9 protein-coding genes are annotated in these 12,508 nt (G+C 72.6%); 2 read left to right on the top strand and 7 right to left on the bottom strand.

All coding sequences use genetic code 11. The features are described from left to right. Positions 1-22: 22 nt before the first annotated feature. The 4 genes from MILUP08_RS22415 to lanKC all read right to left on the bottom strand — a co-directional run bounded on the left by MILUP08_RS22415 (position 23) and on the right by lanKC (position 6,317). Positions 23-1,801 carry an ATP-binding cassette domain-containing protein gene (locus MILUP08_RS22415; RefSeq protein ID WP_007461897.1) on the bottom strand — a complete coding sequence of 593 codons (1,779 nt, stop codon included), beginning with the start codon at positions 1,799-1,801 and terminating at the stop codon, positions 23-25. Next, complete coding sequence (locus MILUP08_RS22420; protein WP_007461899.1) at positions 1,798-3,525, bottom strand: ABC transporter ATP-binding protein; 1,728 nt, start codon at positions 3,523-3,525, stop codon at positions 1,798-1,800. Before MILUP08_RS22420 ends, MILUP08_RS22415 begins: the two co-directional genes overlap by 4 nt. A gap of 68 nt (positions 3,526-3,593) precedes the next feature. Then, positions 3,594-3,713 carry a SapB/AmfS family lanthipeptide gene (locus MILUP08_RS22425; RefSeq protein ID WP_013734295.1) on the bottom strand — a complete coding sequence of 40 codons (120 nt, stop codon included), beginning with the start codon at positions 3,711-3,713 and terminating at the stop codon, positions 3,594-3,596. 6 nt (positions 3,714-3,719) lie between these two features. After that, positions 3,720-6,317, bottom strand: coding sequence for a class III lanthionine synthetase LanKC (lanKC, locus tag MILUP08_RS22430; RefSeq protein ID WP_007461902.1), 2,598 nt, complete (start codon positions 6,315-6,317; stop codon positions 3,720-3,722). Positions 6,318-6,795: 478 nt separating this feature from the next. On the opposite strand from lanKC, the gene xynC reads away from it, so the two are divergent. Beyond that, complete coding sequence (gene xynC, locus MILUP08_RS37450) at positions 6,796-8,541, top strand: glucuronoarabinoxylan endo-1,4-beta-xylanase XynC (protein ID WP_007461906.1); 1,746 nt, start codon at positions 6,796-6,798, stop codon at positions 8,539-8,541. Between the two features lie 70 nt (positions 8,542-8,611). On the opposite strand, the gene MILUP08_RS22440 is transcribed toward xynC, so the two are convergent. The 3 genes from MILUP08_RS22440 to MILUP08_RS22450 all read right to left on the bottom strand — a co-directional run bounded on the left by MILUP08_RS22440 (position 8,612) and on the right by MILUP08_RS22450 (position 11,353). After that, positions 8,612-8,968, bottom strand: coding sequence for a DNA polymerase ligase N-terminal domain-containing protein (locus MILUP08_RS22440; protein ID WP_007461908.1), 357 nt, complete (start codon positions 8,966-8,968; stop codon positions 8,612-8,614). A gap of 79 nt (positions 8,969-9,047) precedes the next feature. Continuing rightward, the gene (locus tag MILUP08_RS22445; RefSeq protein ID WP_007461910.1) at positions 9,048-10,496 is read right to left on the bottom strand and encodes an alkaline phosphatase PhoX; all 1,449 of its coding nucleotides are present in this window, start codon (positions 10,494-10,496) and stop codon (positions 9,048-9,050) included. A gap of 140 nt (positions 10,497-10,636) precedes the next feature. After that, the gene (locus tag MILUP08_RS22450) at positions 10,637-11,353 is read right to left on the bottom strand and encodes a TetR/AcrR family transcriptional regulator (protein ID WP_007461912.1); all 717 of its coding nucleotides are present in this window, start codon (positions 11,351-11,353) and stop codon (positions 10,637-10,639) included. Between the two features lie 102 nt (positions 11,354-11,455). Between MILUP08_RS22450 and MILUP08_RS22455 the strand changes: the two genes are divergently transcribed. After that, the gene (locus MILUP08_RS22455) at positions 11,456-12,439 is read left to right on the top strand and encodes an NAD(P)-dependent alcohol dehydrogenase (RefSeq protein ID WP_007461913.1); all 984 of its coding nucleotides are present in this window, start codon (positions 11,456-11,458) and stop codon (positions 12,437-12,439) included. The last annotated feature ends 69 nt before the right edge of the window (positions 12,440-12,508 follow it).

Raw genomic sequence — 12,508 nt, forward strand, 5'->3', positions numbered from 1 at the left:
GCCGTCGGCTCGGGCGCGCAGTTCAGCGCCGCCGCGTCGCCGCCGTCTGGGGCAGCGCCACCGGGTCGTCCCAGCAACCGACGAGCGCCCGATAGGTGGCCGAGCGGGCCATCAACTGCTCGTGCGTTCCCACCACGGGCTCGGCGCCGTCGAGGACCAACACCCGGTCGGCCCGCAGCGCGGAACTGATCCGGTGCGCGATCACCACGAGGCTGCCGGGCCGCCGGGCGAAGGCACTCTCGACGGTCGCCTCCAGCGCCGGGTCCAGGTGACAGGTCGCCTCGTCGAGGACCACCAGCGGGGCGGGTGCCAGCCAGGCCCGGACCGCCGCGATGAGCTGCCGTTCACCGGCGGAGAGCAGGGCCGGCACGACCGGCGCGTCCAGACCGCCCAGGCGGGTCGCCAGGGGGCCCGCGCCGAGCGCGGCGACTGTGCCCTCCAGCAGGTCGTCGGCGGCGTCCGGCCGCAGGTAGCGGAGGTTGTCGGCGAGGCTGCCGGTGAAGACGTACGCCTCCTGCGGCACCAGCACCCGCATCCGGGCCAGGTCGGCCGGCTCGACGTCGGCCACCGTGGCGCCCGCCAGGTGGACCGTGCCGGCCTGCGGCGGCACCAGACCGGCCAGCAGGGCGGCCAGCGTGGACTTGCCCACGCCGCTCGGGCCCACCACGGCGAGGTGCTCCCCGTCGGCGAGCGTCAGCGAGAAGTTCTCCAGCACGGGCCGGGCACGCGGGCCGTACCCGAAGGTCAGTTCGCGGACCTCGACGGCCGGTGGGCCGGCGACCGGACGGGCCGGCGGGTGGAAACGTGGCGTCCCGGTGGCGGGAGCGGGCAGGTGGGGTCCGTCGGGCCCCGGACCGGCCCGCAGGATGTTCTCCAGGGTGACCGCGTACCGCAGCCCGCCGCCGCCGAGGCCCTGCACCAGCGTGTGCAGGGCCGGTTGCAGGCCGGTGGAGACGTAGATCAGCGCCCCCAGCACCGCGCCCGCCGTCAATCCGCGCCCGACCAGCCACGGAGCGGCCGAGAGCAGCACGACCAGCGGCAGCCAGCCGCCGATGCCGAGGCTGAGGCTGCGGATCACCGCCATCCGGGCGAGGGTGCGTTCGGCGGCGGCCTGCGCCGACACCCACCGTTCCACGTCGGACACGACGCGTGCCTGCGCGCCGCAGGCCACCACGTCGCGGTGACCGGCCAGCGCCGCCGACGCGGCCTGGCCGAGCTGCTCACCGGCCCGGACGTACGCCCGCTGGTGCCCGACCATCGCCGGCAGCGCGGCGAGGAACACGACCAGGCCGGCGAGCAGCGGCGCGGCGGCCAGTACCGCCACCACCGGCGCCAGGGCGAGCAGGCCGAGCAGGGCCGCGCCGGCGGAGAACAGGAAACCGCGAGTCACCATCAGCAGACCGGCGAAGGTGTCGCGGACGATCTCCATCTGGTGCGTCAGCCGGGTCACGGCGGCGCTGTCCGGACGGCCACCCGCCCGGGTGGCGTCGCGCAGCGCTCCCCGGACCACCTGGGCGGCCACCTCGTCGCGGAACGGCTCGACCAGAGCGCCCAGGCTCCGGTACGTCCGACCGGTCGCGGCCGCGCCGACCAGCACGGTCACGGCGAGGACCCCCAACCACGCCAGGCCGTCGAGGAGACGTCCGGCCAGAAAACCGTCGTCGACGGCGCGGGCGACCAGGAGGCCGGCGAGCAGCGCGGGCAACGACTCGACGAGCGACCAGCCGCAGAGCCGGGCGAGGTCGCCGCGGCGGGCCCGCAGTGCCCGCCAGGTCACCCGTCGTACGCTCGGACGGCTCACGGCCCACCGCCGACCGGCTGGAAGAGCGCACGGTAGTCCGGGTCGGCCCAGAGTCGCCGGTGTGGCGCCAGGGCGCGCAGCCGACCGCCGTCCAGCCAGGCGACGAGGTCGGCCGCCGCGGCCGCCGCGGTCCGGTGGGTGACCACCAGTCGGGTACGCTCGCCGCCGCGTCCGAGAACCGCCTCGGCGATCCGGTGTTCGGTGGCGGTGTCCAGACTGGACATGGCGTCGTCCAGGATCAGCAGCCGCTCGGCGGCGAACGCCCGAGCCAGGCCGAGGCGTTGCGTCTCACCGCCGGAGAGCGGTGTGTCCACAAGCGGGGTGCGGTAACCGTCGGGCAGACGGTCGATCACGTCGGCGACCGCCGCCTGGTGGGCTGCCCGCCGGACCGCAGGCGCGGCCGGGCCCGGCTCGGCCGGTGACGCCGCCGGTTCAACCGGCAGCGCCAAGCCGATCGCGTCGTGCACCGTCGCCCCGATCAGCACCGGTCGGTCGAAGGCGTAGCCGACGGCCCGGCGCAGCGCCGCTTCGTCGAGGTCGCGCAGCGGCACACCGTCGAGTCGCACCTCACCGCCGTCGGGATCGTGCAGCCGGCCCGCGACGGCGGCCAGGGTCGACTTGCCCGCGCCGGACGCCCCGACGACGGCCACTGTCGCGCCGGCCGGCACGTCCAGGTCGATGCCGTCGAGCAGGGGCCGGCCGTCGTCGGCGTACACGCGCACGTCGCGCAGTCGCAGGGCGCCGCCGCCGGGTGGGAGGGGCCGGTCTCCCGCCGGCGCGGCGGGGTGGTGCAGCAGCTCGGCGACCCGGTGTGCTCCCGCGCGGCTGCGCACCAGGTGATTCAGGGTGGCGAGCACGGCACCCAGCCCGGCGCCCATGGCCGCGTACCGGACCGCGGCGACCAGTTGACCCGGCGTGAGCCAGCCCGCGGTCAGGGCGTACCCGCCGACCGCGATGACGCTCAGGTGCAGCAGCGGCGCCACGGCGGCGGTGCGCGCGCTCGCCCGGGCCAGCAGTTCCCAACCGCGCCGGCCGTGCCGGCCCAGCTCCGGCAGGTCCGCCAGCACCCGGTCCTCCTCGCGCCGGGTGGTGGCCGCGGCGGCGATGGTCCGGGCGCCGCTCAGCGACTCCAGCAGTCGACCGGCGATGACGCCGAGCACCCGTTGGTACCCGGCGGTCGCGGTCGAGGCGTCGGCCACGAAGGCGCGCATGAGGACGGCGAGCAGGCCGAGACCGGCGAGCAGGGTGATCCCCAGGACCGGTTCCATGATGGCGAGCGCGACGACGCTGCCGAGCGGCGGAAGCACCGCCACGAAGGCGAGGACCACTGCGTTGCCGGCCTGTCCCGCGTCGGCGGCCTGGCCGACCAACCGGCCGACGAGATCGCCGACCGGGTACCGGCGGGTGGCGCGGACGTCCAGCGCGAACAGGTGACGCACAAGGTGCCGACGCAGGTCGGCGGTGGCGCGTGCCGCCCCGAACCCACTGGCCAGGTCGGTGAGGGTGTCGACGCCGATGAGGACGACCACCAGGCCACCGGCGGCCACCGCCCACCAGCCGGAGCCGCCGGCGAGGGCGGCGTCCACGGCGCGGCCGAGGGTCGCGGGTAGCAACAGTTCGGCGGCCGCGCCGAGCAGCGCGACCGCCGCGAGTCCACCGGTCCAGCCGCCGCCGGCCAGGGCCGTCCGCCGGAGCAACAGGTCCCCCGTGGCGAACGTCGGCATCGGTCCTCCCGTAGGTACGCCGCTGCCCTGGGTGGGTACGTCTACCCACCCAGGGCGTGTGCGACGGATCAGTTGCAGGTCGTGACGGAGAGCGAGCTGTCGCCGCAGAGCAGCAGGCTCGCCCGGCTACCGCCACCCGTGCGGTCGGCCGGAGCCATCTCCAGGCCCTGGAGGTCCAGAAGCGCCATGTCGTGTCACCTCCCTTCCATCCGTGCGTCGGTACGGTCGCCCCCGCTGTCGCGAGGGAGTCTCTGCGCGCCCGGCAGGGGCGCGAGGAAGGGCAGCACCGGCGGCTGGTCGTGCTGTGCGCCGGCCAGCGCGTGGAGCACGCCGGCGGTGCCGGTGCCGAAGTCCATGGACAGCCGCAGCAACTGCTCGCCGGGGAACGCGGTTCCGTCCCGGTACGGCAGCGCGTGCCAGGTCAACCGCTCCACCTGCGCGTCGAGTTCGCGGCGGTCGGCGTCGTCGGTCGAGGCGGCGAGGTAGGCGATGATGCCGGCGCGGCCGGCGAAGAGACCGGACTGCGCGTAGAACGGTGACCGCGCCGCGCGGCGGATCCCGGCGCTGGCCTCGGCGAACCGGTCGTCGGCGCGGTGGCGCAGGTACTGGTCGAGGACCAGCCCGATGCCTACGCTGCCGTGTGCCAGGTACGGCATGGTCCGCCAGCCCTCGTTGACCTCCAGGGCGCCGTCCGGGCGCAGCACGCACCGGCGCAGATCCTGGCGCAGCGCCGTGGCGGCGTGCTCCAGCAGCGTGTCGTCGCCGCTGAGCTCGTAGAGCCGCAGCAACATCAACGCCGGTCCGGTCCGGCCGCGCAGCAGCCCGGCGTACGGGTTACGTCCGCCGCTGATGTCCGGCCCCGGGTCGTCGGCCAGTTGCCCGATCACCCGTTCGGCGGCTCGCCACGCGGCGTCGTGCAACGAGGTCTCCCCGGTCCGCGCGGCCATCTCGGCCAGGTTGAGCGCGATCCCGGACAGGCCGCTCGCCAGGCTGTGGTCGAGCCCGTCCAGGGGTTCCCGCAGGCAGATGTCGAGCACGTCCAGCGCGTCCTGCCGGCGTCCGAGGTGATCGAGGGCGTACGCGACGCCGTGCAGTCCGTCGTAGAAGCCGCAGCGGGTGCCGGACGCGGGCGCTGTCGCCCGCCGTACCAGCCAGTCCTCGTGGTCGGGCCACCGCCCGGAGCCGCTCGTGTCGAGCGCGTACAGCACGCCCGCCGCCCCGTGGGCGAGGTTGAGGCCGCCGCTGCGGAACTGCTCGATGTCACCGGGAAAGAGCCGGTCGTCGCGCTCGGGGGTGGCGCTCGCGAGGATCGCCGTGGTCAGTCGGGCCCGCGTGGTGGGCCAGTCGTCCGCGCCGGGCGTCTCTCCCGTGTCCGCTGTCGGAAGGCCGCCGCCGGTGATCTCCTGGACCGCCGGGTCGAGGAAGGACCTCGGCACCGGGAAGTTCGCGGCGATGATGTCCGCGAGGTGAGCGGCCTTGCCCGGGGCGAGCCGGACCAGCTGGGTCAGGGGCAGGAACAGCGCCAACCGCAGACACGCCAGGGCGTACCTGTCGACCGCCGGTCCGCTGCGGTCCCTCGGCGCCGCGAAGCCCTGGTTGCGCAGACCGGGCCGGCGGTGCCCGGCGATCGGCGCGGCGACCTCGAAGTCCACCAGGGCGACCCGGTCGTCCGGCCGGATCATGATGTTGAACAGGTGCAGGTCCCCATAGACCAGACCGCGCTCGTGGATCGCCTCGATGACGGACTCGACCTGCTCGTAGGTCTGCCGGGCCCACCTGGCGTACGCCGCCCGGTCCTCGTCCGTCGCGTCGGCGTCGATGAGCGGGTACCTGTCGACGAGCACCTTGTTCAGCGCTCGACCCTCGATGAACTCGAGCGCGAGGAACCGGTGCTCGCCGAGGGCGAACTCGTCGTGCACCCGCGGCACCTGCGGCAGGTCGGCGAGTTGCCGCAGGGCGTCCGCCTCGCGGGCCAGCCGGGCGACGGCGTCGGTGCCGTCGGCGTCCAGGCCGGCGTGCGGTCGGGCCTCCTTCAGCACCACCTCGGTGTCGGTACGCAGGTCCCGGCCCACGTAGAGTCCGCCGCCGTTGGAAAAGTGGATCACCCGGTCGATCCGGTACGGCACCTGGTCGGTACTGGTCTGGGTGCGGGCGGCCAGGTGCGGGCCGAGGAAGTCGGGCAGGGTGATCCAGGACGGTACGTGGAAGACCGGCTCGCGGCGGTCCGGCACCAGCGTGCCGGAGTCGTCCTCGATCGCCGGCACCACCTGGCCGTCGGGCGAGTGGCAGTAGCGGGCCGCGAAGCCCCCGTAGCGCACGTGGACCGGGCCGTCGCCGTAGCGGAGGTCACTGAGGATGTACGGCCCGGTCTCGCCGGTCAGCAGTTCGTCGAGCTCCTTGCAGACCAGCTCCAGCTCCGCGTCGTCGCGGGGGTAGACGGTGACGAACTTGCCGCTGGCGGCCCGCGCGGCGTACTTGGAGTTGCGCAGCAGCAGCGTGCGGGGCCCGCGGAGGAACTTGAAGGACAGGCCGCGGGGGACGCAGTAGTTCCAGACGGCGTCCAGCACCCGCTCGGCGTTCGGCAGGCCCGCCGAGACGTGGATCTTCCAGCCCTGCTGCGGCAGTGAACCGCCGTCGGGCGCGTAGATCAGCCAGTCGTCGAGGGGCTCGCGGCGCCAGCCGGTGGGGATCGGCCGCTCGGCTGCGGCGAAGACGGGCTGTGCGACGGCGCTGCCGAGCGAGTCGTAGAACAGCCGGTCCGCGGCGCAGTAGCTGTCGTAGCGTTCGTCCACCGTCCCGCCCCCTCTCGAACTCGGCCGGCTGTTGTTCCGGCGTTGAATCGAGTCTCATCGACGGGAGGTGGCGGGCCCCAGTGCGCTTAGTCACGGACTTCGATGCGGGGCGCACCGGTGCGCATGACATTAGTCAGGCCCCGGACGCCGGGGTCCCGGTCACCGCCCACCGGCCCGCACCCGGTGGACGACCGCCGACCTCGCGGCTTGGAGAAGCTCCTGACCTGGGACTACTCCCCCTCAGGCAGTGACGCAGAGCGTTCGCGCGCTCACCGCCCTATCCGTTCTTGACCCCCGGTGCGGGCGGAACTTAGACTCCGGTGATTGTTAGCGTTAACACTTACGTCACTCGATCGAAATCAGATGGGTCATCGCCACCGGGGCCATCGTCACTCTCGGTGTCGACGCCGCAGGCCGGTGCCGGCCGGGCCGATGGGACCGCGACGGCGCGTACCACCACCACCCAGGAGGACGAGACATGACGAACGACAAGAACGAGCCGGTACGCGGCGAGCGCAGACTGGTGAGCCGGAGAACCATCCTGACGACCATGGGAGCCGTGCCGGTCGCGACCGTCGCGGCGGTCGCGGGGGCCACGGAAGCCTCGGCGGCGGCGGCGAGCATCAACCTGTCGGCGCAACGGCAGACGATCCGTGGCTTCGGCGCGATGGCCCACGCCGCGTGGATCGGCGACCTGACAGCCGCCCAGCGGGAGACGGCGTTCGGCACCGGCGAGGGCCGGCTGGGCTTCTCGCTGCTGCGGATCCCCGTCAACGAGAACCAGGCGGACTGGAGCGCCGACCTGGCGACGGCGCAGCGCGCAGCCGAACTCGGGGTCACCGTCTTCGCCTCGCCGTGGAACCCCCCGGCCAGCATGATCGAGACCTTCACCCGCGGCGGTCAGACCAACGCGAAGCGCCTCAGGTACAGCTCGTACGGCGCCTACGCCCAGCACCTGAACAGCTTCACCACCCACCTGCGCAACAACGGGGTCAACCTGTACGCCATCTCGGTGCAGAACGAGCCCGACTACGCGACGGAGTGGACGTGGTGGACGTCCACGGAGATGGTCCGTTTCCTGCGCGAGAACGCCGGCTCGATCAGCACCAGGGTCATCGCGCCCGAGTCCTTCCAGTACGTGAAGTCGATGTCGGACCCGATCCTCAACGACTCCACGGCCCTCGCCAACGTGGACATCATCGGGGCGCACCTCTACGGCACGTCGTACTCGAACTTCCCCTACCCCCTGTTCAAGCAGAAGGGCGCGGGCAAGGAACTCTGGATGACGGAGGTCTACTACCCCAACAGCAACACCAACTCCGGCGACGCCTGGCCCGAGGCGCTCGACGTGGGCGAGCACATCCACCACGCCATGGTGGACGCCGAGTTCCAGGCGTACGTCTGGTGGTACCTCCGGCGCAGCTACGGCCCCATGCGGGAGGACGGCCAGATCAGCAAGCGTGGCGCGATGATGGCGCACTTCGCCAGGTTCGTCCGCCCCGGGTACGTGCGGGTCGACGCGACGGCGAACCCGGCGTCCAACGTCTACGTCTCGGCGTACCGGGGCGGCGACACCGTCGTGATCGTCGCCGTCAACAAGAACACGTCGTCGGTGAGCCAGCAGTTCACCCTGTCGAACACCTCGGCGTCCGGCAGCGTCTCCAACTGGCTGACCGACGGGAGCAGGAACGTCGCACCCCAGGGTGCGCTCACCATGTCGAACGGCTCCCTCACCGTCACGCTGCCCGCGCGAAGCGTGATGACCTTCGTGGCCAACGTGAGCGGCGGCGGCACCCCGACCGGGGACACCTACAAGCTGGTGAACGTCGACACCGGCGTCGTCCTCGGCGTACAGAACATGTCCACCGCCGACGGTGGTCTGGCCGTGGTGTGGGGCGACACCGGCACCGCCGACCACAACTGGGTCCGGGTCACCGACGGCAGCGCGTTCCGGTTCCGCAACGCCAACAGCGGCAAGGTCCTCGGCGTCGAGAACATGTCGACCGCCGACAACGCCCGCGTCCTGCAGTGGAGCGACAACGGCACCGCCGACCACCGCTGGACGCTTGTGGCCAACAGCGACGGCTCCTACCGGATCCGCAACGTCAACAGCGGCAAGGTACTCGCCGTCCTCAACGGCTCCAGCACCTGGGGTGCGCAGGCCGTCCAGTACACCGACAACGGCAGCACCCGCAACAACTGGCGCCTGGTGCAGGTCGGCTGACCATCGCACGGCTCCGGGCCGACCGCCACCGGCCGGCCCGGAGCCGTCGTCACGCCATCCCGCGCGGGCCTCAGCCCGAGGGCTGCTCCTTGGTCAGGTGGAGCAGCCACCCCTCGCCGGTGCGGATGAGCGCGTACCGCCTGCGGCCGGTACGCCCGTGCAGCGTGAACAGCATCCGGCGGTCGGTGCGGTCGTGCTCCTCCCAGGTGCCGATGTCGGCGATCGACTTGTCGGCGTCCTCGTAGGTCAGGTGATCGAGGTCGTGATCCGGCACCTCGATCGCGAGCCGGTTGTCGCGGGGGCTGTCCGGCAGGCCACGGGGAACCGCCCACGAGCGCAGCACCCCGTTCTCCTCGAGCCGCAGGTCGAAGTGCGGTCGTGGTCTGCGGTGGTGGTGCAGGACGAAGGCCGGGTCCACCCTTGCCATTGTCGGCGATCTCCGGCCCGGCCGCGGTCCGGTGGGAATCAGGCCGGTCTCCCGATCCCCACCGGTCGGTGTGGCGCCCTCAGCCCAGGTACTTCTCCCACGGCCCGGTGATGGCCAGGGTGAGGCCGGGGTCCTGCATGTTGACGAAGAGCACCTTGCCGTCGGCAGTGAAGGTCGGCCCGCAGAACTCCGAGTCGTTGAGCTGGTTGCGGGCGATCGGGTACGTCGGCCCGCCCGGGATCGTGCTGAGCACGTGGGAGGCGCCGGTGCCGTCCTCGGCGAGCACCAGGCTGCCCCACGGGGTGACTGTCACGTTGTCCGGGCCGTCGAAGGTGAGGTCGGTGTACTTGACCGGCGTGCCCTCCTCGGAGGCCGTCTGGTGCGGGAAGTAGGTCACCAGCTGGATGGTCTGGGTCCGGAAGTTGTAGAACCACACCATGCCGTCGTGCGGCGCGGCGTCGGCCGGGAGGTCACCGTCGTCCCAGGCGTACGAGTTGACCACGTACACGCCTTCGTCGGTGGCCCACACGCCCTCGAACTTGCGTCCCCGGGTGACCTGGCCGTCGGTGAACTGCTCGCGCACGGACGTGGTCCGCGCGTCGCGGTCCGGCACCTCGATCCACCGCACGGGGAAGGGGCGGCCCAGCTGGGCGGAGGTCAGGTAGGCGACGTCCGGCAGCACGGAGCCGTCGTCCATGATGATCTGCATCGCGGCGAGGACGCCGGCGTTCGGTGCGAGGCGGGTCAGCACGCCGGGGCCCAGCTTGACCCCGGCCGGGGCGGTCCAGCGGTAGAAGAGGCCGTTGGGCTCGTCCGCGTCCTCGGAGAGGTAGACGTGGGTCCGGTCCCTGTCGACCGCCACGGCCTCGTGGGAGTAACGGCCCAGGCACTTGATCGGCCTCGGGTCGGCGCTGCCGTCGGCCCAGACCTCGAAGACGTACCCGTGGTCCTTCTGGAAGGTGCCGGTGCGGCCGCTCTCCTCCCACTCGTCGCCGGCCCGGTCCTCGGCCTCCTCGCAGCTCAGCCAGGTCCCCCAGGGGGTCGGACCGCCGGCGCAGTTGGAGATGGTGCCGGAGAGCGCGACGAACTCGCCCAGGTTGCGGCCCGCACGGTCCGTCCTGATCACGGTGCAGCCACCGGCGTCGACGGCGCCCGCGTCGTAGACCGTGCCCTTGACGTGCGGTACGGCGAACTCGGCGCCCGGGTCGATCTCGTGGTTCTGGATCAGGGTGTAGCGGCCGTGGCCGGCGTCGTAGACGGCCATGCCGTCGTGGTCCGACGGAGTCACGCCCTGGCCACGGTCGAGTCGGGTGACGCCGGTCCGGGTGACCACGGTGTAGCTGAAGCCCTCGGGCAGGGCCAGGATCCCCTTGGGATCGTCCACGAGCGGCGGGAAGGGCACGTGCCCGCCCGGCGAGTGCGGCCGGCCGGGGCTGGCCTGCGCCAGGGACGGCAGGCCACCGGCGACGGCGAGGCCCACACCGGCGGCGGCGCCGCCGGCGAGGAAGGTACGACGGGAGGAAGGCACGCGGATCAGCTCCTGGTCAAGGCAAGTGCGACGGCTGACAGCCAACCCCTGTCGACGGACACCGACACGTCACCTGTGGGGTCGGGTGGTGACATCGGGGTGAAGAATCGGGGCCGCGCCCACCGGCGCCGGCTCTCGCCTCACCCGTTTCGGCGCGGTGACGTCCAGCCCCGCTGGTGCAGCCGTTCGATGCCGTCGAGCAGCAGGTCCAGCGCGAACTCGAACTCGAACTGGTCGTCGCAGCCCTCCCCCACGATCGACTGGTCGTCGTGGGACGCCGCCCCGGCGATCTCCGCCAGGTGGGGGAACCGGGCGGCGAACTCCGGCGGCAGGGCGGCGGGCGGCTCGGGGGTGGTGGCGCCGGACCGACCGGCCTGGCGGGAGGCGTCGAACAGTTCCTGACTGAAGCCCAGGACGCGGCTGCCCATCGTGTGCATCACGTGGTGGGCGAGGTTGGCGGAGAACCCGCCGGCCTTGAAGGTCGCGACCACCGAGTCGAGGTAGGCGAGGACGGCAGGCGTCGCCATCGTCCGGGACTCGATCGCGAGCGGTGCCCAGGGGTGGCGGCGCAGCACCTCCCGCGCCGAGAGGACGCGCCGACGGATGGCGTCCTTCCAGTGGATGTCGGAAGCGGGCGGGTCGATCTGGCCGACGATCACGTCGATCATGCCGTCGAGCAGTTCGTCCTTGTTGGCCACGTGCTTGTAGAGCGCCATCGGCACGACGCCCAGATCCTGGGCGAGGTTGCGCATGCTGAGGGATTCGATGCCGGCCTCGTCGGCGAGCGCCACGGCGGCACGCAGGACGCGGTCCCTGCTCAGCGGCGTCCGGCGCAGCGTCTCAGCCTGCTCAGCCATCTCGTCCTCGTCCTGTCCGGCGGTCGTTGAACCATAACCGCCTTGACAGGTGTACGCCGTACACCTACCGTCGGTGTACGCCGTACACCCTCGGGAGGGACCATGAAGGCGATCGTTCAGGACCGGTACGGCCCACCGGAGACGCTCGCGCTCGCCGAGGTCGCCACGCCGACTCCCGCTCCCGACGACGTGCTCGTCCGGGTGGAGGCCGCCTCGCTCAACGCGTACGACTGGCATGCCATGCGGGGTGATCCCCGGATGGCACGGTTGGCGATGGGCCGGACGAGGCCCCGGGCGCGCATCCGTGGCCGCGACTTCGCGGGCCGGGTCGAGGCCGTCGGCGCGGAGGTTCGGCAGGTACGCCCGGGCGACGCCGTCTTCGGTGACCTCGGTGACGCCAACGGCGCGTTCGCCGAGTACGTGCGCGTGCCCGAGACGTCGGTCGCGACGATGCCGGCGAACCTGACGCCGCAGCAGGCGGCGGCCCTGCCACTGGCCGGCGTCACCGCGCTCATGGGGCTACGCGACGTCGGGCGGGTCCAGCCCGGCCACCGCGTGCTCATCAACGGGGCCTCGGGCGGCGTCGGCACCCTCGCCGTGCAACTGGGCAAGGCGCTCGGCGCCACCGTGACCGGGGTGTGCAGCACCCGCAACGTCGACCTGGTCCGCTCCCTCGGCGCCGACCACGTCGTCGACTACCACCGCGACGACTTCGCCCACGGCACGGACCGCCACGACGTCGTGTTCGACCTCGTCGGCAACCGCCCACTCGGCGACCTGCGGCGGGCGCTGACACCGACCGGAACGCTTGTGCTCTCCGGTGGCGGCGTGTACGACGGTGGCCGTCTCCTCGGACCGGTCTGGCTTATCGCGCGCGGACGGCTGCTGGCGCCCCTGGTCCGACACCGCATCGTCACGCTCGCGACGACGCCGAGCCGACCACACCTCGACGCCCTGCGCGACTACGTCGAAGCCGGCCGCCTCACCCCGGTCATCGACCGTACGTATCCACTCCACGAGGTGCCCGCGGCCATCCGGTATCTCGAAGGCGAGCACGCGCGGGCGAAGGTCGTCATCACCATCTGACCGCCGCCGCTTTACGACGGAGAGGCTCTGCCGTTCGCGGGGGGTCGATCCCTCGATTACGGTGATCAG

Origin of the sequence: Micromonospora lupini str. Lupac 08 (genome assembly GCF_000297395.2) — a bacterium.
Taxonomy (GTDB): Bacteria; Actinomycetota; Actinomycetes; order Mycobacteriales; family Micromonosporaceae; genus Micromonospora; species Micromonospora lupini.

Excerpts from the sequence above, each read along its gene's own strand:
- MILUP08_RS22450 (WP_007461912.1), bottom strand. The coding sequence starts at position 11,353 with ATGGCTGAGCAGGCTGAGACGCTGCGCCGGACGCCGCTGAGCAGGGAC.
- xynC (WP_007461906.1), top strand. The coding sequence starts at position 6,796 with ATGACGAACGACAAGAACGAGCCGGTACGCGGCGAGCGCAGACTGGTG.
- MILUP08_RS22455 (WP_007461913.1), top strand. The coding sequence starts at position 11,456 with ATGAAGGCGATCGTTCAGGACCGGTACGGCCCACCGGAGACGCTCGCG.
- MILUP08_RS22440 (WP_007461908.1), bottom strand. The coding sequence starts at position 8,968 with ATGGCAAGGGTGGACCCGGCCTTCGTCCTGCACCACCACCGCAGACCA.
- MILUP08_RS22420 (WP_007461899.1), bottom strand. The coding sequence starts at position 3,525 with ATGCCGACGTTCGCCACGGGGGACCTGTTGCTCCGGCGGACGGCCCTG.
- MILUP08_RS22425 (WP_013734295.1), bottom strand. The coding sequence starts at position 3,713 with ATGGCGCTTCTGGACCTCCAGGGCCTGGAGATGGCTCCGGCCGACCGC.